This is a genomic window from Gardnerella sp. KA01002 (assembly GCF_049244015.1).
GTDB lineage: Bacteria > Actinomycetota > Actinomycetes > Actinomycetales > Bifidobacteriaceae > Bifidobacterium > Bifidobacterium vaginale.
Genome location: NZ_CP058365.1, coordinates 90,912 through 111,977, shown reverse-complemented (window position 1 = coordinate 111,977; position 21,066 = coordinate 90,912). Strand labels below are relative to the sequence as shown.

11 protein-coding genes are annotated in these 21,066 nt (G+C 46.5%); all 11 read right to left on the bottom strand.

Annotated features, from left to right (window positions below):
- Positions 1-501: 501 nt before the first annotated feature.
- Positions 502-1,215, bottom strand: a complete 714-nt coding sequence (locus HXT60_RS00410) for an HAD family hydrolase (protein ID WP_004112821.1) — start codon at positions 1,213-1,215, stop codon at positions 502-504.
- A gap of 121 nt (positions 1,216-1,336) precedes the next feature.
- Complete coding sequence (locus HXT60_RS00405) at positions 1,337-1,951, bottom strand: heat shock protein transcriptional repressor HspR (protein WP_004118167.1); 615 nt, start codon at positions 1,949-1,951, stop codon at positions 1,337-1,339.
- Positions 1,952-1,991: 40 nt separating this feature from the next.
- Positions 1,992-3,035, bottom strand: a complete 1,044-nt coding sequence (locus HXT60_RS00400; protein WP_004113822.1) for a DnaJ C-terminal domain-containing protein — start codon at positions 3,033-3,035, stop codon at positions 1,992-1,994.
- 209 nt (positions 3,036-3,244) lie between these two features.
- Entirely contained in the window at positions 3,245-4,015 is a 771-nt protein-coding gene (grpE, locus tag HXT60_RS00395; RefSeq protein WP_421791125.1) for a nucleotide exchange factor GrpE, read from the bottom strand.
- A complete protein-coding gene (dnaK, locus tag HXT60_RS00390; protein WP_004112831.1) occupies positions 4,015-5,907 on the bottom strand; it encodes a molecular chaperone DnaK in 1,893 nt (630 codons plus the stop codon). The genes grpE and dnaK overlap by 1 nt, the downstream gene beginning before the upstream one ends.
- Before the next feature lie 196 nt (positions 5,908-6,103).
- Positions 6,104-6,832, bottom strand: coding sequence for a HesA/MoeB/ThiF family protein (locus tag HXT60_RS00385; RefSeq protein ID WP_421791124.1), 729 nt, complete (start codon positions 6,830-6,832; stop codon positions 6,104-6,106).
- 42 nt (positions 6,833-6,874) lie between these two features.
- Positions 6,875-7,696, bottom strand: a complete 822-nt coding sequence (locus HXT60_RS00380; RefSeq protein WP_415691021.1) for a thiazole synthase — start codon at positions 7,694-7,696, stop codon at positions 6,875-6,877.
- A 76-nt stretch (positions 7,697-7,772) separates the two neighbouring features.
- Positions 7,773-7,979: a sulfur carrier protein ThiS gene (gene thiS / locus HXT60_RS00375; RefSeq protein WP_004113804.1), complete on the bottom strand. Its 207-nt coding sequence runs from the start codon at positions 7,977-7,979 to the stop codon at positions 7,773-7,775.
- 38 nt (positions 7,980-8,017) lie between these two features.
- Positions 8,018-9,088 carry a glycine oxidase ThiO gene (thiO, locus tag HXT60_RS00370; protein ID WP_004118154.1) on the bottom strand — a complete coding sequence of 357 codons (1,071 nt, stop codon included), beginning with the start codon at positions 9,086-9,088 and terminating at the stop codon, positions 8,018-8,020.
- 531 nt (positions 9,089-9,619) lie between these two features.
- On the bottom strand, positions 9,620-17,266 hold the full coding sequence (locus HXT60_RS00365) for a peptidase (protein WP_421791121.1): 7,647 nt from the start codon (positions 17,264-17,266) through the stop codon (positions 9,620-9,622).
- Between the two features lie 1,017 nt (positions 17,267-18,283).
- On the bottom strand, positions 18,284-21,055 hold the full coding sequence (locus HXT60_RS00360; RefSeq protein WP_421791119.1) for a TIM-barrel domain-containing protein: 2,772 nt from the start codon (positions 21,053-21,055) through the stop codon (positions 18,284-18,286).
- Between the last annotated feature and the right edge of the window lie 11 nt (positions 21,056-21,066).

Here is a 21,066-nt window from a genome sequence, read left to right as displayed (position 1 = left end):
TCATATTTACTGTTTACTGTTGCGCGAGGGCTGGGTGTTTCTTGTCTCACAACGCTCCGCCTCTTACGTGTAGTCTGTTGTTGCGGTTGTTCCGATTTGGCTTTGATTTTGTTTTTTGGGTTGAAGTTTGTTTGTAGGGTGATTCATTGGATTATTTAGTATCGGCTGCCGCTCTTATACTGTTCGACCAAGAATCACCCAGCCCTCTTACGTGCTTGAACAATTGCGTATAGCTTAATCACCGAGATTCTCGATTTTTCTTGCTACTTCAGCGAATCACCATCAAAGATGCTGAGGTTCGCTTCATTCGCTGCGAAAAATCTCGAATCTCTACCTCACTTGTGCTCCGACCTGCCTGAGCGCTTAAAGCGTAGCGCGCGAAGGCAATTCGGAGCGCTGAGCTTGCTCAAAGTTGAAAGCACAGTGTGCTTTCAACGCAAGCGAAGACGTGAGCGCGCTGTAACGCGCGAACGACGACCTGCCATGTAGTGTGTTTGTATGTTACTGCGCAATTCGCGCAATAATGTAGCGCTCAAGCGTTTGAGGCGTAACATCTTCGTATCCATGTATATCAGCGAATTGCGGTCCGTTACTTACGTCTAGATTCGAGTACGCTGTTTGTGCAAGAGTCGTCGCCCCCGAAGCCGCAGCCGACTTTAACCCTGCAAACGAATCCTCAATAGCGATGCAATACTTCATGTTTTGCGCACTAATACCAAGCAGTTTCCCTGCTGCTAAATATGGCTCGGAGCTTGGCTTTGTAGCATATCCATCGTCTCCGCAAATGTATCCTGCAAACGCACCTTTTGGCGCATGGTTCACAATGTTTTCAACAAGTCGCCTTGGTGAATTGCTCACTAGAATCGAAGGGATTCCTGCATCCGCTAATTTTTGCAAAAGATTCAGAACGTCTGGTACCCATGGAACCTCTATCTGCTCTTTTTGCGCTACATAGTCCACCATCGCGTTGCCGATTTCTTCAACGCCCATTTTTGTTCCGCGAGCAATCATGGCTTCAGCAACATCTTTTAAAGATCCACCAGAATACTGCCAAGCTAATTCTTCGTTCCATTCGCCACCATGTTCTTTTGCGATTTGGATTTCAGCATCATGCCAATACGGTTCCGAATCAATTAACGTGCCGTCCATATCCCAAAAGACTGCGGAAAGCTTGTGATTTGTGGTGTTTTGCGCTGCTGTTGTGTTTATTGCCATCAATACCCTTTGTTTTGTCGCTTTACGTATGCGATATTTATCAATTTTATATTTACATTTTATATTTAAACATTTGATTAGTATTTAATAATATCTAAACTAATGTTAGACTGCTACATTGCTATATTCTGAATGCTCGCCACAAAACAACAGACTTATCGTCGTTTAAATCATCATAATCACAATTGTTGTATTGAGCATCGTTTTGCGAGTGAGAATGTTTATTATACGATGATGGCAATGCTCGCTGCTGAACACGAATGTCGCGCCGCCAATCCTTTGCACTCTGTGACCTTTGAACTTCTACAATATTCCCATCTACAGTCGCAGTAAAAATATTTCGTTCAGCGCAATTGGCTTCTTCAATCAAATGTCTTAATTGTCTTTTAAGCTGGCGATTTTCTTCTTGCAAAGCCAAAATACGCATTATTCCAGCAAGATTTACTCCATCCTCTTGGCTTAGTTTTTGTGTTTGCACAAGCCTATCTATGTCTCTAAGCGAGTATCTTCTAGCTCCACCTTCTGTACGCTGTGGCATAATCAAGCGCAGCCTGTCGTACTGTCTTAGTGTTTGTGGATGAGTGTCGGTTAGGTTGGCTACGTGGCTTACTGTAAAAATCGGCATGTCGATTTTAAAGCCGACTTCATCTGCGCCGTCAAGAGTTGCGCTTCCACGCACTAACGCCACTGCACACATTTCGTACAATGCTTTAGTTTGGCGCTCCAACCTAACCATGACTTTTCCTTTCTACACGCACACACTAAGCGATTTGTTGCTATGCGCGCAAATCGTGCACTTCTTGCTCATATGATTCTCCGCATGCCTTGTTGAATTCTTTTGCAGCACGCTTTATCATCATGCCAGATCGCTTTGGTATTTGTATTTGTACGATTCCTACAAAGGCTCCATTTTTACCTGGCACGCCTTCGCCTTCTACACGTACTTCGCTACCGCTAGATGTTCCAGCTGGCACTTTAAACACTACTGGCTTACCATCTAGGTTTTTAAGCGTGACTTTTGCTCCGCGAACAGCCTCATCTAGTGTAAGCGGAAGATTTGCCACTAAATCACAGCCGCGTAGAGAAAAATTATCAGTTTTTTCTACCTGAACCTGTAAGTACATATCTCCAGCTTCTCCACCAAACTTCCCTGGCTTGCCCTTGGACTTTAAGCGGATTTTTTGCCCATCTTTTACTCCTGCTGGAATATGAGTTTTGAACGACTCTCCGCCCGATCGAAGCGAAACCGTAGCACCTTTGAACGCTTGTTTAAATGTTAGTTTGATTGAAGTTGTAATGTCTTCACCGCGTTCAGGCGAATTTTGTGGAGCAGATTGACCATATTGACCATATTGACCATATTCTGCGCCACCATTAAAGCCACTTCCTCCAAATCCTTGCGAAGATTGCGCTCCTGCACCTCCCGTGAACATGGAGAATATGTTTCCCATGTCTGGTCCAGCTCCGCTTGTAGAGAATCGCACGCGAGACCCATTTGAGCCTCCGAACATCGATGAGAATATATCGCTGAATCCACTTGCGTCGAATCCGCCTGCTCCAGAGCCTCCAGCGAATCTTGCTCCGCCCGCTCCAAATTGGCGTATCGCATCGTAACGCTGACGTGTTTGCTTATCTTTCAAAACGTCATACGCTTCGGACACGTCTTTGAATTTTTCTTCCGCTTCTTTTGTTTTGTTTAAATCAGGATGATATTTTCTAGCTAGTTTTCTGTATGCTTTTGTGATTGTGTCTTCGTCGGCATCTTTGGAGACACCGAGCACTTTGTAGAAATCTTTGGCTAACCATTCATTTTCAGCCATTTGTGCCTCCTTCTTATGTTTCGAGCACATTGGCATAACATTTATATATAAACCTTAAATACAAACCTACTCGTGTTGGTTTTGCGTTTTTAAACAGTGTTTTAAACGTTTTAAACCAGCACGAGTAAGTTTTTATGGGATTCTTCGCAAGTCGGTAACTGCGTTTTATTGCGTTACATACAAACCATACGAATGTTTCACAGCGTGTTTCACGAGCTTGCTGGCGACGCAACAACCACTCTAGCTGCGCGAATCACTCGATCTCCGATCCTGTATCCTGCTTCTACAACAACATCTACTGTGTCTTTTGTAGCATCTGGATCTGGCTTATGCAGAATCGCATCGTGCTTAGTCGGGTCAAATTCTTCGCCCTTTTCGCCGAACTTTTCAACGCCGAATTTCTCAAATGCTTTGTCTAACTTTGCAGCAACGGCTTTAAATGAATCGTCCATATCGCTATGTTCACGAATACGATCAATATCATCTAAAGCAGGTAGCAAAGCTGTTAAAACATCGATAATTCCATGTTGACGGAATCGATCTTGCTCTTTAGAAGCACGGTTGCGGAAGTTTATGAACTCTGCTCGCTCGCGTTGCAACGCTTCCAAATACTCCGCCGCCTCTTTTTTAGCTTTGCCAAGCGGTGTTAAAGAATCTTCTTCTTCGTTGCTTTGCGTGTCTGAAGAATCATTATTTTCTTTCGACTTACTAGCGTTGGCTTCATCGTCGGTTGCTGGCGACTTTTCACGTTCGGCATCTGCATTAGCGTCCGCATCTTGTGTTGACGTATCTTGCGTAGCCGCATGCTTTGCCTCATGAGCAGCTGCGTCTTGTGCTTCGTTTTGTGATGCATTCACATGCTCATTAGACGAGGCTGCACTAGCAGAATCAGCTGGATTTGACGATTCTTCCAAATCGCCAGCATCCGAAGGCACATCTTCCAATCCGCTCAAGTAGTCGTTGGCGTTAAACTCGGACATTACTTGTTGTCCTTATCGTCCTTGTCGTCGTCCACCACTTCGGCGTCAACCACGTCGTCATCCTTTGCAGAAGATCCAGCGCCTGCATTTGCATCAGATGCAGCACCAGCAGCGCCAGCCTGTGCACCAGCCGCACCCTGCTGAGCGTAAAGCTGCTGACCAATCTTTTGAGCAGAAGTCATAAGCTCGCTCTGAGCAGACTTAATCTTCTCAATATCATCGCCCTTCAAAGCTTCCTTCAAAGCATTAACCTTTTCGGTAACTTCCTTGGAGATTTCGTCAGAAAGCTTATCCTTATTATCGTTTACTAGCTTTTCAGTCTGGTAAGCGAAGGATTCTGCCTGGTTGCGAGTATCAGCTTCTTCCTTGCGCTTCTTATCTTCAGCTTCGTGAGCTTCAGCTTCCTTAACCATGCGGTCAATCTCGTCCTTTGGCAAGCCAGAACCGCCCGTAATCGTCATGGACTGTTCCTTGCCAGTGCCCTTATCCTTAGCGGAAACGTGCACAATGCCGTTAGCATCAATGTCGAAAGTAACTTCGATTTGTGGAACGCCACGAGGAGCTGGAGCAATACCAGTCAACTCAAAAGTACCAAGAGGCTTGTTATCACGAGCAAACTCACGTTCACCCTGATAAACCTGAATCAACACGGATGGCTGATTGTCTTCTGCAGTAGAGAACACTTCAGAGCGCTTAGTTGGAATTGCGGTATTACGCTCAATAAGCTTCGTCATAATTCCACCCTTGGTTTCAATGCCCAAGGAAAGTGGAGTTACATCAATAAGCAGAACGTCTTTGCGGTCTCCCTTAATAACGCCCGATTGCACGGCTGCACCAACAGCCACAACCTCATCTGGGTTCACGGACTGATTCGCTTCCTTACCGCCCGTAAGCTCCTTTACAAGCTCCTTGACGGCTGGCATACGAGTTGAACCACCAACAAGCACCACGTGATCAATCTGGCTTACGGAGATGCCAGCGTCGGAAAGCACGTTGTTAAATGGTGTACGGCAGCGACCGAGCAAGTCGGAAGTCATTTCCTCAAAGTGAGCGCGAGTCAAAGTCTCATCCAAATGCACTGGAGTTCCGTCTTGAGTCATTGCCAAGTACTGCATAGAAATTGAAGCAGAAGTAGAAGAGCTAAGCTCCTTCTTTGCCTGCTCAGCAGCTTCCTTCAAGCGCTGCAAAGCAATCTTATCCTTGCTCAAATCAACGCCGTACTTGTTTTTAACTTCGCCAACAAGCCAGTCGATAATCTTCTGATCCCAGTCATCGCCACCCAAGTGGTTATCGCCATTAGTTGCCTGCACCTGGATTGTAGAGAAGCCGTCGTCATCCTTACCAATCTCAAGAAGCGACACATCGAAAGTACCGCCACCCAAATCGAATACCAAAATGCGCTCGTCTTCCTTGCCTTTTTCGAGGCCGTAAGCCAAAGCTGCAGCAGTTGGTTCGTTAATAATACGCAGCACGTTCAAGCCTGCAATCTTACCTGCATCCTTAGTTGCCTGACGCTGTGCATCGTTGAAGTAAGCTGGGCATGTAATAACGGCATCGGTTACTGGCTCACCAAGGTAGGCTTCAGCATCGCGCTTCAACTTCATTAAAACCTGTGCGGAAATCTCTTGTGGAGTCCACTTCTTGCCATCAATCTCAACAGACCAATCCGTACCCATATGGCGCTTTACAGAGCTAATCGTGCGATCAACGTTTGTAACTGCCTGACGCTTAGCGACTTCGCCAACCAAGATTTCGCCCGACTTGCTGAATGCCACCACGGATGGTGTTGTACGCGCACCTTCTGCGTTAACAATAACTGTTGGGCTGCCGCCTTCAAGCGTTGCAATGCAGGAGTTCGTTGTTCCTAAATCAATACCTACTGCGCGTCCCATAATATCTCCTAGCTATCTTTATCTATGTACCTTTAATCTATGTACTCAAATTCTTGGCAGCCAGCCTTGCGACTAACCGCTTTTTCTTTTTACAAAACTTGAGTCTAACACACTCAAGTTATTAAAGTCAAATATTTTGGCGCGCGTTTCGCAAAAACTTAATACTCCCACACTCAACTTTTGCATTACGCAAAGTTCACGCAAATCTAAAATGTCGAAGCGAGTTATCAATGGCGTTATATCGCGCCAAAACCCCAATAAGCGGCTTTCCTATACCAGTTATAATCTTGATTGCTTCAGTTGCCATCATTGCGCCAACAATAGCTGCAGTTGCGCCTAAGACAGCTGATTTTGGTACTTTTTCTTTAGGCGGAGGGCAAGTATACAAGTCGCGCAAAGTAGGTCCTTTTCCTGGCACAAAAACGCTTACTTGACCTTCATAATAAAGAACTGAGCCATAAACTTCTGGCGTGCCAGCACTACAAGCAGCATCCGCAATCAAAAAGCGCGTAGCAAAATTATCACAACCATCAATTATTAAGTCGTGATTTTCTACAAGTTGTTTTGCGTTGTCTTCATTAAATCTATTTACAAGGTTGATTTTTAAACCTGGAGATAATGCCTGCAAGCGCTTAGCTGCAAGTTGAGCTTTCGACTTGCCACACTGATCCACAGTGTATAAAGTCTGCCTTTGCAAATTAGAAAGCTCTACAACATCGTCGTCACAAATCGTGATTTCACCAACTCCTGCAGCAGCAAGCGAAAGCAAGCACGGCGAACCAAGTCCACCTGCCCCAACCATGCAGATTTTCGCATCGCGAAGTAACTGCTGATGTTCATGCGTAAAGCCTGGCAGGAGCAAGTGGCGGCAAGTGCGTTCCGCCTCAAGCTCCTGCAGGTTATCATAAATCTTATTAATCGTCATACTGAATATGCTGAATCAATTACAGTACAAAATTTACAGAATTTACAGTACTGCGTCAGCCCAAGCGCGACCTTCAACAGGCGAAGACGCGAGCGCATGCTCACGCTTAGGAATACGGCCAGCATCGTGAGCAAGCTTACCAGCAGTTACAGCAGCAGCCATTGCACGACCCATCTTTACAGGATCTGGGCAGCGAGTTACAGCGCTTGCAAGAAGCACGCCCGAGCAACCAATTTCGAAAGCTTTAACAACATCTGAAGCGGTGCCAACGCCAGCATCCAAAATCACAGGAACGCCAGATTCTTTGCTTTCTTGAACAATCAGCTCAATGTTTCGAGGATTCAAAATACCAAGTCCAGTTCCAATTGGAGCACCCCCTGGCATAACAGCCTTAACACCAAGTGACACAAGGCGACGAGCCACAATCGGGTCGTCATTAGTGTAGCAAAGAACGCTAAATCCTTCTTCAACTAGCTTTTCTGCAGCAAGCAAAACTTCGCGAGTGTCTGGGAGCAAAGTATCGTCGTCTGCAATCACTTCGAGCTTAATCCAATCAGTTCCAAGTGATTCACGAGCCATTTTTGCTGTAAGAACAGCATCATGAGCAGTTTTGCAACCAGCAGTATTTGGCAAAACGTTAATGTTATGGCGTTGCAACATACCGTAAATATCCACGCCAGTTTTTGCGTGACGGCGCAAAGCAACAGTTGCTACTTCCGCGCCTGAAGCCACAAGTGACTTTTCCATAATGTCAATGCTTGTCATTCCACCCGTTCCAAGCAAAAGCCTTGAGTGCAAGGTCTTACCGCAAAGCTGCCAAGTATCGACATTTTCTTCATTATTTTCTGTATTATTTTCTGACATTTTAAGCCTTTAAGCCTTTTATATAAATTTTTTGAAATTACACTCAAATTATTTAGCGTCATCCGCCTATTGGGAATCAGCCACCCTGCACAGCGCTAAGAATTTCGATTCTGTCTCCGTCGCAAATCACGGTTGATTCCCATTGGGCGCGCTTAAGCACATCGTCGCCAATGGCAACCGCAATGCCAAAACCAGAGTCAGATCCGTAGAGTTGTGCAACAAGTTGGGCAATAGTCAAGTTATCCTTCACTTGAGTGGTTTCACCATTGACGACGATTTGCATAATTCAACCTTTATTAGCGTCTATTAAAACTTGCGTCACTAGAAGCGAGCAGGATTGCAGCTCTCCAAGAAGCCCTTTTCCTTCTCAGTCAACTCTTGCTCAAGCACAAGCTTTGTAGTCAAAGAAGAACCCAAAGCTGTGAGCAAAATGCCGTGACGGAAGTAACCAGTAGAAATTGTGGTGTGCGTCTTAGGATCAATGCCAATGAATGGTAAATCGTCTGGAGTTCCTGGGCGACCGCCAGCGGTAACCTCAGTAATCGAGCATTCCTGAATGCCGGGAAGTACGCTTGCAGCATCACGAAGCAAGTCGAGCACACCGCCAACCTTTGGAATATCGCGGTCGTCTTCACGAGAAGTAGCGCCGAGCACAAGCTCGCCTGTTTCCTTAGCGCGAGGCACCAAATACACTGGGCGGTCATGCACAAATCCACGAACCACAGAGCTCAAAATTGGACGCAAAGGCTCTGGAATAGTCATACGAATCATGTCGCCCCACACAGCGCGAAGTTTAAGCTGAGGAAGCATTTCCTTAGCACCCAAACCAGATGCCAAAACCGTGTCTGGACCCAAATCGTCTGGAGTGCTTGCGCGACGCTCAATAACAACACCACGCTTTTCAAGTGCATCAATCATTGCTGCAGTAAACTGACGAGGATTAATCTGATGATCATCCGGAACGCTTACAGCACCTGCAATCGTCGGCGAAAGCGCAGGTTCAATTTCACGAAGCTTACTCACAGAAATATGCTCAGCTCTACGTCCGTAACGGTGCTGCAAGTTTAGCAACTCGTTTACGTGCTCGTTATCTGCAGCGTCACCGCCAATTACGTAAGATCCGCACTCTAAGTAGCCAGTTGGCTTATCGGTGTATTTTGCAACCGAATCAACCAATTCCTTATACATAGTTGCAGACTCAAACATGAGCGGATACAAAGCATCCTGCTGATATTGCATTTCTGCGGTAGGAGCTAACATGCCGGCAGCATGATGAGAAGCGCCAGAGACTGGATCTGGGTCAATTATGCTAACTTTTACGCCAGCTTCTGTAAGTCTCCAAGCTGTTGCTAGACCAATGATACCTGCACCAATAATACGAATATTTCGCATAATACTCCTTCCCTACGGCGGCATTACCCGCATCAGGTTTACGGTCGGCTTTCGCCCTCTCAGCCTGTATAGAACAAGCTCCCGTGTTTCGTCTATTTTGGTTAATTTCAGACCTTTTAGACTGTTTTTAGATTATTTTTTAGACTATTTTCTCTTTTTGACTTTTGCAATCACAACTACTGGCGATTATTCGCGATAGTGCAATCCTGCAAACGTCCCCATGCGGGTGATTTGCAATTTTGCTTTGCATAAGTCACAGTTACGGATTTTAACACTTTTGTGGAAAATTACTAAATTCACTGGTATGTTCTTAGCAATGTTCTTCAAAATGTTATTTGTCGTTTTCTTTGCTATGTTATTCGGAGATTCCTTCTGCGAATTCTTCCGCGTCTTCTTCCGCGTCTTCTTCTGTACATGAGCAAACAAAATGTGGAAAAGAAGAAAACAATTAATGGCTTGAAGAGATTATCTCCAAGCCATTAATTCACATTACTCCAATCGTAGCAGCATCACACACTACTACAGATTAAACTAACGAGCCGAATGCTTCCTACGCTTAGACGCAGCACCAGCCACTCCAAGCCCAGCAAACACCGCAGCCAAAGCAGCAAACACCGAGGAGCTAGCGCCAGTATTAACACCACTCACGTCACCACGCTTAAGATTCACTCCAGCAGAATCACGCGCCGCAAGCATACCCTCGCGCAAAGCTGCACGCGCAGCACGCAAACGAGCCAACGCCGAATCAACCTGCCCCTGAGTAGCATTCGCGTCCGCTAACACTGAGCGAGCATAATTCAAAGCCGCATTAAACTCACTCACCAAGTTAGAATCAGCCACTACGCCATTAGCATTAGCCGAAACATCACCAAGAGCCGCATCAACCTCAGCCTGCAAAGCACCCTTATCAACAACATTATTAACACTAGTATTATTCGAATCATTAACACCAACACCAGTATTGTCACCAACACCACTGCCACTATTAATAAGTCTGTTATAAGCATCAATCAACTTTTGCTTAGCATCACGAAGCCTACGAAGAGCCTGATCAACCTGAGCTTGTGTAGCATTAGGATCCTTAAGCACACTATCCGCATCATTCAACGCCTGCTGATACTCTGCCAGATCAGCAGCCTTACCAATAATGAACGGAATCGACTTACGGAAGTCAGGATCCTTACCAGCTTCAGTGTTCAAATCAGACTTATCGGTCTTGTGTGAATCAGTAAGCTTCTGCTTAGCATCCTGGAGCTTCTTCAAAGCCTCGTCAACCTCAGCCTGAGTTGCATTAGGGTTCTTAAGAACTGCATTAGCTTCATCCAATGCGCGCTTATAAGCCTCAGCCTCTGAGCTTCCTGCAGCATTCTGATACTCAGGAGACTGAGTGAAATCAGAATCCTTACCAGCCTCAGCAGTCAGATCAGTCTTATCAGTCTTATAACCATCCGAAAGCTTAGACTTAGCATCCTGAAGCTTCTTCAAAGCCTCGTCAACCTGAGCCTGAGTTGCATCCTTATCACCAAGAACCTTATTCGCATCCTCAAGAGCCTTCTTGTAGTCCTCAAGAGCTTGCTTAGACGCGTCATCACCCTTAGCTTGAGCATTTTGATACTCAGGTGTCTTAGTAAAGTCAGAATCCTTACCAGCTTCAGTGTTCAAATCAGACTTATTAGTCTTGTAGCCGTTAGTGATCTTGTTCTTGGCATCCTGAAGATCCTTCAAAGCAGCGTCAAGTTCCTGCTGAGTTGGAGCCTTATCCATGCCTTCTGGAAGCTTGGTCTTTGGCTTGCCAGTAGTGCGGTCAAAGGCATCGAGTAGCTTCTTGGCAGCCTTGAGCTTTTCTGTGTAGGCATCTAGTGCCTTCTTAGCAGCGTCATCACCCTTATCAGTAGCGTTCTTGAACTCAGGAGTGTTCTCGAACACGTCGGTTCTGGTGTCGTCGTCGCCGTCCTTAGACTTGTCGAATTCTTCTTGCAAGTCATGCGGATTGGTCTTGTAGTTAGCAAGAATCTTGTCTTTGATTTCCTTAAGAGCCTTCTTAGCCTCGTCAACCTGCGCCTGAGTTGGCAGCTGATCCTTTGGAACATCAACTTCCACACCTTGATCATTCTTGACTTTGCCATCGTTCTTGTCGATGAGTTCCTTAGCCTTAGCCAAAGCCTGCTTATAGGCAGTTAGATCCTCAGGTTCTTTGCCATCCTTAGTCTTTCCTTTAAGGTTTGCAAACTCAGTGGTGTTCTCGAAGGTAGGATCCTTAACATTGCCATTGGCATCCTTATCGTCAACTTCCTTCTGCAAGTCGTCAACTTTGGTCTTGAAGGCATCATCGATGTCCTTCTTGGCTTTCTTCAAAGCTGCAAGTGCATCATTAACCTGCGCTTGCGTTGGACGATCTTCTGGCTTAGCGTTTGGATCAGGATTCTTGACCTTTTCAATGAGGTCATTCGCATCCTTCAGCTTGTCGGTGTATTCCTTGAGCTTTGCAGTTGCGGAGTTAGGATCCGTTGTAGCAGCATCCTCCGTCTTTGCCTTTTCAAGCGCGTTCTTGTACGCCACCGACGCCTCAAACGGAGGAGTTACAGGCTTGCCGTCTTGATCTTTATCGCCGACTTCACGTTCAAGCTTAATTGCATCAGTCTTATAAGTCTTCGCAATCTTCTCTTGAGCGTCTTGGAGCTGTTTAAGCAGCGCGCTTACTTCTTTTTGGGTTGCTTTTTGCTTCCAATCATTATCATTGAGCTTATCGGCAACCTTCTTAAGAATATTGTCAAAGCCTGTTTGTCCATTATCTTGACCCAAGTCATTTGTGGCACCTTGGTCACCAGCACCCTTCTTAGCAACAGCATTTTGATACTCAGGAGTCTTCTTGAAGTCGCCACCTGCAAAATCTTTAGCAGAAGTCAACGGCTCAAGATTAGTCTTGTAATTATCAGTAATTTGCTTCTTAGCTGCTTTAAGAGCATCAAGCGCCTCGTTAATCTGCTTTTGCGTTGGACGCTCGCTGTTCTTCTTGTCTTGATCTGCTGCAGCCTTTGCAAGATCGCGAGCCTTCTTGAGAGCTTCCTGGTAGGCAGCAACGTCAGCATTTGTTTGACCATTGCTTGTCTTAGCCTGAGCGTTCTTAAACTCTGGCGTATTCTCGAAGTCGTTTTCAGTAACAGCAGGAGCACCCTCCGCAGTAGACTTCCTAGTTTCTTCCTCAAGCTTAGAAGTGTCAGTCTTGTACGTGTCAAGATTGGTGCGTGCTGTATCAAGAGCATCAAGCGCAGCATTAATTTCTGTTTGAGTTGGCTTTGCATCTTGCGGCGTATCTTTATCGCCATGCTTCTTCAAAAGCTCCTGAGCTTTGGTCAAAGCCTCATCATACGCCTTCTTGGCTGCGGCGGCCTGAGTGTTCTTTTCTTTATCAGGAACAAGCTTGCCGCCATCTTCCTTCATGAAGTGAGGATCAGACGCATTGCGATACGCATCAGAAGTTTGCGTTCCTTCTGTAGCTGCAGGGCCCTCTGTAGAGCCGTGCTTGTCAACACTTGCTTTGAGCGCTTTAACATCAGTCTTGTAGGCGTCAAGAGCCGTGCGAGCATCATCGAGCTTCTTCAACGCATCATTGACTTCCTTCTGCGTTGCAGCAGGATTCTTGAGCAATTCCTTTGCCTTGTTGAGAGCGTCACCATAAGCATCTACAGCTGCCTTAGCAGCAGTATTCTTAGTATCATCAGCAGTCTTACCGTCAGCTTGCTTGAAAGCAGGATGATTTGCATTCTTGAATGCAGGCGTCTGCTGAGTATTGTCATGCTCGTTAACAGACTTAAGCAGAGCGTCAGTCTTGGTTGCAAACTTGTTCAACTCAGCAGCTGCAGCGTTCATTTCCTTAAGGATAGCGTCAACATCCCTATCCAGAGGCTCGCCGTTCTTGTGCGCCTGAATGTCTTTCAGGTAGTCCTTATCGTTAAGGTTGCCATCTTTCTTCGGGGTATTACTATCAGGAACTGGATCCTTTGGCAGCTTGTTAGCAAGCGCCTTGTGCAGTTTCTCTACTGCGGCGTCATACTTCTTTTTAGCTTCTTTTGCTTCTTCGCTCGCATCATCTGCGGATACATTCTTGTATGCAGGGCTCTTTTGTATTGCAATATCGTTAAATACAGCTGCCGAAAGCCTGCTGGTATTAGTTGCATACTTGTCGATAACAGTACGTGCTGTTTCAAGTGCAGTCTTGGCTTCATCAATCTCTGTTTGAGTTGGAGTCTTTCCACCAGTCTTAGCTTTTTCTAGATTTTCCTTAAGCTCCTTAGCTTTTTGATAAGCATCATTGTAGTCTTTGAATGCTTTCTTGGCATCTGCGTCGCCCGCTTGCGCCTTATCGAAAGCGTTAAAGTATGCAGGCATCAGGTAACCACTAAAGTTATCAGCAAGAACTTTAGTAAGTTCGTCAGGGTCGGTTGCATAACCATCATGCAATGCTTTTTCGGCTGCTTCAAGCTTCTTTTTAGCATCATCAACTTCAGCCTGAGTTGCTTTATCGTTCTTAAGAACCTTGCGCGCATTATCTAACGCATTATCATAGTTTTCAACAGCAGTTTTAGCAGCTTGTTTTTCTTGCTCGTTTGCACCGTTAGTCTGCTTATTAAGCGCATTCTTGTAGAAGGTGCTCTGCTTGCTTGCGTCAGTTTTATCAGGATTATCGAAGCTGAGCTTTTCGGCAGCTATAAGCTTTGACTTATCCGTAGCTTTAGCGTCAAGAGCTGCTTTAGCTTTTTGAAGCGCGTCAATAGCTGCGTTAACGTCCTTTTGAGAAGCGTTAGGATCCTTGGCAAGTTCATTTGCCTTCTTTACAGCGTCATCGTATGCTTTGCGCTGCTCAGGAGTAGAGTTCTGGTAGGTTGGGTCGGCGGAAGCTAATTTCTTATCTGGGTCAGTTAGCTTTGCATCGCCCGTGTTTACCTGACCATGCTCAGCAATGGCAGCGTTAAGCTTATCTTTGCTAGTGGTAAAGTCGTTAAGCTTTGCGCGCGCGGCATCAAGCTTGGCCTTGGCGTCGTCAACGGCCTTTTGCGTGGCGTTGTCGTCTGCCTTTACTTTCTCAGCTTCAGCAAGCGCCTCATCGTAAGCCTTCTTAGCCTCTTTAGCTGCATTGTTTCTAGCTTCGTCAGTCTTGCCTTCAGGCGTCTTGAAGTCAGGATCGCTTACGTTCTTATACTTATCGCTAGCCTTTGTACCAGTTGTAGCTTGTTGACCTTCAGCAGGCGTACCATCTTCTGTTATCGACTTATCCAGTTCGTCTTTCTTGGTGTCAGCACCATCAAGCTCGGCGCGTGCCTTATTAAGGTTAATCGTCGCGTTATCAACCTCAGCCTTAAGCTGTTCAGATAACTTATCGTCTGTGGTAGTTCCAACTTTTTCAAGCGTTTGTTTAGCAACCTTCAACGCATCCTCGTAGTCTTTCTTTACCTTGTCAGACGCGTTGTAGTACTTAGAATCAGTTGGAATATCCTTGCCTTCAACCTGAGTTGTAGCGTGCTCGCCAATCGAATCCTTAAGATCCTTCGTCTTATGATTCGTTTGCGGCACAAAGATAATGTTGATTGCCTTAGGCGTGTTGTTAGGATCCTTTTGATACGGATTTGTATATACGCCGCGATAGTACGTCAAAGTATATGGTGCAACAAACAAGCGCGTCTTAAAAACTTTGTTCTGCTTAGCAGCAACAGTTACAGAACCAGCCTCTGTATCCCAGGTATACTGACCCACCTTCGACTCTTCGTCACCCATATTCACGTCTGAATTGGCAACTTGTGGATTGCCTATCCAATACGGACCACTCATCATACCAAGGGTCAGCTCGGTAGTAGGTTCACCATTTTTATCAATTGAATAATACACATGAGATTTACGCGCCTTGCCGTTCGCGCCTTCGTGATCGAGCGCTTCACCACCCGCAAGCGGACGCAAACCTGTTTTCTGATCCTTAGGCGTAGCTTTTATAAGTTTCAAAATCTCAGGAGCGGTAAACGCTTGAGCTTTGGTTGGGTCATAACGATAGATGAGTGTAGTGTGTTTATCGTCACTCCACGAGAAGCCCTCATCGCTATCGCGACCATCAAGCTTATTCTTTACCAGTTCAACGTTATAATCCTTACGAATATCTGGGAGACGCGTGAGTTTATCTTTGGTTATGTCTGATGTAAACTCTGCAAGTGCTTTATCAGTCTTAATGGTTACACTAATATTATTTTCTTGTAAGCCGTTTGAACGACCTTTATTAGCATCGCCTGCGCCAGTAAGGTCACCTGTAAGGTACGAGAGTGAAATTTGATCTTTGCTGGTAAGGCCAAGCTCTTCGTTGTCTTTGTTAGCTTCGAAAATAGCTGTTTTAATTCGGTCAAGTTCGGCATTGGAGTAACCCAGTGGGTTAGCAACAAAGACTGCTTTCTCGCCAGCTGGAACGACGACATCCTTCTCTGCAATCTTCTTCAACACAAGGTCGCTGAGTGCAATCTTAGGAGCGTCGTTTTCATCCACGCCAGCAAAGTTGATAGTGACTTCACCCTGGTCGTTAATGGTCACCTGATCTTGGCTTACGTGATTAAGATGCGCAAGCTTGCGTTTAATTTCGGTTTTTACATCATCGGAAACCTTGGACAGGTCGTCCACAATCGGCTTATCAATACGCGTATCGTAGCGCGCAACAGTAAGAGCGAGCGCCTCAGACTTGTAGCCAAGGTCGGAGACCAGGTAGGTTTTGAGCGTTTGAGCGCCAGCAACATATGTTGTTGGCTGGTCTTTCTTTGACGTAACCGTGTTGATTCTAGTAACCTGGGAAGGGTCATACGCCTGCTTGTCAGTAATAACCACCTTTTTCTCAGGGTCATCTGGCGTCTGAACAAATGCGCCGTTTACTCCAGTGCGTCCACCAACGCCGTTAGATCTACTTGCAGCATCAATTTGTGCGCGAATTGATTTTTTACCAGTGGCTTCGGTAGGAGCATCCAAAGCAGCCTTTAGCTTATCTTGAATTTGTTTTTCAGTAAGCGCTTCGTTATATTTCAGCACAATTGAGCCAGCTGTTTTAGGCGGAATAAGTGTTGCCGCACGCACAATATTCGTCTTGTACAGCACTACTGTTTTACCGTTTTTATCTGTACCGTACACATAAATGCAACGGTTTGCAGAGTAGCTTTCTCCACTCTTAAGATTGCCATTTCTATAAAGCTTGGTCATGGTAAGCGTAGCTGTACCATCATTGTCTACTTTAAATTCGTATGTACCTGAATATGGCTGATGCTCGTTTACAGCAGCAGCATCGGAATAATATTCAAGGAACTTTCTACTTTTAGCATTATCAACAGTATTACCATCAGATGGGAAAATAGCTACTTTGGTAATGGTACTTCCGTCAGTTGGTGCAGCAAATTTAAAGGTAACGGATTGGTTTTGGCCTTTTTCAATATACGTATTGTCAGAAGATCCCCACGCATACATGTTAGGGAGTGTGTCTTTTGTTTCTTTTGAAAGTGTTATCTCACTATTAACTTGTGGAGCAGGTGCAGGATTAGCTTCGCGATCTGCACCAACAACAGGTTCGCCCTGCTTCTGATTTTCATCCTTAGCATAATTAGTAGCCTCAGGTTGCTTATTCTCAACCGCCGCACGCCTTGTACGCTTCTTTACGACATTTTCCGCAGGAGTGCTAGTTTCCTCAGTGGTGCTACTGTCTGCATTAGTCTTATCAGTAGCAGAAGTGCTATTCGTAACCTTATTATCTACAGCCGTAGCGCTCTCAACCTTCGACCCAGACTCAGTCTTAGTAGCGTCAGCCTTACCTTCGGTTTTTACTACAGTCTGCTCAGTTGGTTTAGTCTGCTCAGGCTGCTCCTTCTTAGATTCTTCCTTCTTATTAGTCTCGGTCGCAGTCTTCTTAGAATCCTCACCCTCAGTCTTATTCTTATTAGCAATTACACTCTGTTCTTTTGCAGGATCATTCGTATTAACAGGCGCAGAAGCAGGAGTCTCCGCCGCCATTGCAGGAGTTGCGCCAAAAGCAATCGCCGCGCCGGCAATTACGCTAGCAGCTCCAGCCGAAAGAGCAGCCACTTTGCGCATATCAACAGCCTTTGCAGACTCATCTTTTGCAGAACCAAATGTCTTGTTGGCGTGTTTAGCAGATTTTGTAGTCATGTTCTCCTCTTTCCGTGAGATTAATTAAATTTACTTGATATTGCTTTGCGCACCGACCGTGACTCTCAAAGCCCTATAGTTTTTAACAATAGTTTTACAAAGTCTTATAGCGTACATCTATAATGATGTAACCATCCTTTGAGAAGTCATTATAACATTTTAGAAAAAATTTTGAAGATAACTAACAAATGTTTATAGCTTTGGGGGATACATACCCCCCCCCCCCCCAAGCCTTTTATTTCAAGGGTTTTTGCGAAATAATTTTTTCAAAAATTCTTGCAGTTCTGGCAAGTCAACCGCCATTTTTAGCTCACTCATCTAAACATTTGTATATGATACAAATCACATTTTTAGACCCTCTGCAGTGGGTTTTCGTTCGCCGCAAGCATCAACTTTTTCCCGAAAATGTTGTTCAAAACGGCAAAATCAACAACAAAAAGCGGAGTTGTTTTCCGTGCTTTGTTGTTTATGTTGACTTTTGTTCAATATTTTGTGCATTTCTTGTAGTGCGTTTGTATCAAAAAACGCCGAAATTCAGTACAAACACACTACAGTTTTGCGTGTTTGTGTAGTGTGTTTGTATTAAAAAACGCTGAAATTCGGTACAAACGCACTACATGATTACACCAAATGCGGCGATGAAAGCCACACAAAAGCTCAGACGTGTAAGAGGGCTGGCTGATTCTTGGTCGAACAGTATAAGAGCGGCAGCCGATACCAAATAATCCAATGATCAACCACTACAAACAAACATCAACCTAAAAACAAAATCAAAGACAAAACGGAACAACCGCAACAACAACCAACACGTAAGAGGCGAAGCGTTGTGCGAATCGACGACTTCGAGCTGCATAATGCGCGAGAAGTCACTTCGATTCGCTGAGCTTGCTCAAAGTTGAAAGCACAGTGTGCTTTCAACGCAAGCGAAGGCGCGAGCGCGCTGTAACGCGCGAGCGTAGAATTAGCCAGCCCTCCTACAACACCAAATAGGAAATATCGTTCGCGCATTACAGTGCATTACAACGCGCTGCGAATTAAAATCTCCTCAAGCGCGCGCTTAACCGAGTCAGGCAGCGTGCACTTCCATTGCGCCCACTTAGCAACCTCTGGGTGCTGCGGCGCATGCGCGTTAGTCAAGTCAACGCTTTGCTGATGGCGCTCAAACTCGCTCTCGCTAGTGTATTCAAGTGCGCAAAGCTCGCTTATAGCACTCGCGCTGCCACCAGCTTGGCGAATCGCGTCAAAAGCAATCTCCTTGCCGCGGTACGGCATTTGCGCTTGTAAAAGCAGCCTGTAGCAATCGCCAATCTTAGGGTCTTGCGCAATGCACAGTCCGCCATCCACAATCACTCGCACGCAATCGCCAACAGGCACGTTGCGCACGGAAACAGTAAGACTTAGCGTAGATTCTTCGCCTTCATATGAAACTTCTACAGCCTTAGATTCAAGCTGATTTTCCCCAACAAAAACGCGAACGCGCGAAAAGTCTGGGCAAGCAACACCTCTAAACACCACGCTCCAATCGCGCTTGGAAGGCAGCGAAGAAACAGCACTAGCGCATCCTTTTGCTGCATCAATCACAAACTGTGTGGATCCATTCCCATCTCGCCAAATAAGCTCCATGCGCGTATCGGCAGTTTTCCCAGCGCACGCGTCTTCAAAGCGGCCGTTATCTTCGCGCATCACAAACTCGCCGCAATCCCCTGGGAATGCAAGAATGCGCAAAGATCGCGGATTTTCAACGCTATTAACCACAGCTGCCGCCTGCTCGCTACTTGCGCAAGCCGCTTCGCTTGGCAAAACTTGCATTGGCACAATAGCCCCAGCGCGCGCAAACGCTGGCACGCGGTCGATTCCTCGCCAAACCTCAAATCTGCGCCCAGCACCGCCGCGCGAAACGTAGCGCCTTCCGTCAAAGAAATCGTACCAATCGCCTTCTGGAAGCCAAACGGCAGTGCACCCGCGCTCAATTTGCGAGCACCCCTTGCTAACGATTGGCGCAACAACAAGCTGGCTGCCAAAACGGTACTCGTTTGGCATCTCGTACGCTGCAGGTGTTTCTGGCGATTGCCAATACATTGGCTCTACAATCGGCCTGCCGCAAACCGCCGCGCGATAGTTCATCGTATATAAATAAGGCAGCATTTGCGCGCGAAGTCGCAGCATTTTAACCATCGCGTCACGAGTTTCACGAGGGAAGTTCCACGGCTCCTTGCCTGCAAACGGCGAGCAGCTGGAGTGAAGGCGATTAATCGGGCTAAACGCGCCGAACGCATACCAGCGCGCCTCCAGCTCATCGCACCGCACGCCAAGCATGTGTCCGCCAATATCGTGGCTCCACCAGCCGTAGCCAATGTTAGACGCCGTAGAAGTAAAGTAAGTTTGGAAGGCAAGCGAATTCCACGTTGTTACGCTATCTCCCGAAAATCCCACTGGGTAGCGGTGCGAGCCAGGCCCCGCGTAGCGCGAAAACGTTAGCGGCCACGCGCCTCCGCGCCCCGAATCCTGGTAGTGCACGTGGTTAAGCATCCAAAGCGGATCCAAGCCAGCCTGCTTTGTAACTCCGCCCTGCTGCCAGTCAATCCACCAGAACCCAACGCCCTCGTTCTCCATGCGCCGATGCATGTTTAGGTATGCTCGCAAAAAGCGCGGATTTGTAAGGTCAAACTCAACTGCCTTGCCGCTTGCAGGGTCAATTCCCATATCGCGCGCAACTTGCGCATAGTCTTCTTCAAACGCGCGCACGCCGTCTCGCGGATGCAAATTAAGCGTTGCGGTAAGCCCTTCGCTGGCAAGTTGGCGTAAAAACGCGCGATGATCTGGGAACAAATCGCGGTTCCACGTGTAGCCAGTCCATCCCGAACCGTACTTTGAGTCCACATCCGTTACGTGCCAATCCATGTCGATTACGGCAGTAGAAAACGGTATGCCTTCGCGCTTAAAACGGCTCATAAGCTGCAAATATTCGTCTTGACTGTACCTGTAGTACCTGCTCCACCAGTTGCTTAGCGCGAATCGCGGAAGAAGCGGCTGCGCGCCCGCAAGCTTGTAAAAGTCGCGAATTGCGCCTATATAGTTGTGACCGTAGCCAAAGAAGTATAAGTCTTTAGAGTTTGATTCAAGCCTACTGCCATTCACCTTTGCGCGCGGCTCCACCCATGCCCCGTATGGGTTTTCTTTTCCATCAACAGCAGCCGCGTACGCGATTTGTGCCGAGCGCGAATCGTCTAACACGGCCCATCCGTCGCGAGATATTACGCCCGTTCCAAGCTTTACTGCCCCATCCGCCTCGTCCACTGTTCGCGCCGTGCCGAGCAAATTGCCGTGGCATTCGTCGCCGTAATGCCATGTGTTGAATTGCGAGCCTGGCACTCCGCGCACAACAATGCTCAAGCCCTCTTTGCTAAACGGCTGCTGGTTGTACGTGATCAGTAGTTTTTCGGTTTCGACTTCTATCCAGTCATTTTCCAAGTTTTTTACACTATATTTTGGATTAAAAGCGCGCGATGCCTCATCTTCGGTTGCTTGCGATTTTTCCGCGGCAATCTGCGTGCCGGCCTCGAAGTTTCGTCTTACAACTGTTTGCGTAGGAGCGTCTACAAATTCGCCGTTTTCGCTCCACTCAAGGCGCACAAGCGAATCCGTGATTAAAGTGATTCGCCAATTTTTGCCGCTTATAACCTGCGACTCTTTGGCTTTAGACAGCGGATTTTTAGCGTAATCGTAAAAAATGTGTGCGTCTTGCACATCCTGTGTTCCACGCGCTTCACGCGCATCTTGTAAAGTCATTCGACCCGCCC

Coding starts and splice junctions, on each gene's coding strand:
- HXT60_RS00405 (WP_004118167.1), bottom strand. CDS start 1,951: ATGGTTAGGTTGGAGCGCCAAACTAAAGCATTGTACGAAATGTGTGCA.
- dnaK (WP_004112831.1), bottom strand. CDS start 5,907: ATGGGACGCGCAGTAGGTATTGATTTAGGAACAACGAACTCCTGCATT.
- HXT60_RS00380 (WP_415691021.1), bottom strand. CDS start 7,696: ATGTCAGAAAATAATACAGAAAATAATGAAGAAAATGTCGATACTTGG.
- HXT60_RS00360 (WP_421791119.1), bottom strand. CDS start 21,055: ATGACTTTACAAGATGCGCGTGAAGCGCGTGGAACACAGGATGTGCAA.
- HXT60_RS00385 (WP_421791124.1), bottom strand. CDS start 6,832: ATGACGATTAATAAGATTTATGATAACCTGCAGGAGCTTGAGGCGGAA.
- HXT60_RS00410 (WP_004112821.1), bottom strand. CDS start 1,215: ATGGCAATAAACACAACAGCAGCGCAAAACACCACAAATCACAAGCTT.
- grpE (WP_421791125.1), bottom strand. CDS start 4,015: ATGTCCGAGTTTAACGCCAACGACTACTTGAGCGGATTGGAAGATGTG.
- thiO (WP_004118154.1), bottom strand. CDS start 9,088: ATGCGAAATATTCGTATTATTGGTGCAGGTATCATTGGTCTAGCAACA.
- HXT60_RS00365 (WP_421791121.1), bottom strand. CDS start 17,266: ATGACTACAAAATCTGCTAAACACGCCAACAAGACATTTGGTTCTGCA.
- HXT60_RS00400 (WP_004113822.1), bottom strand. CDS start 3,035: ATGGCTGAAAATGAATGGTTAGCCAAAGATTTCTACAAAGTGCTCGGT.
- thiS (WP_004113804.1), bottom strand. CDS start 7,979: ATGCAAATCGTCGTCAATGGTGAAACCACTCAAGTGAAGGATAACTTG.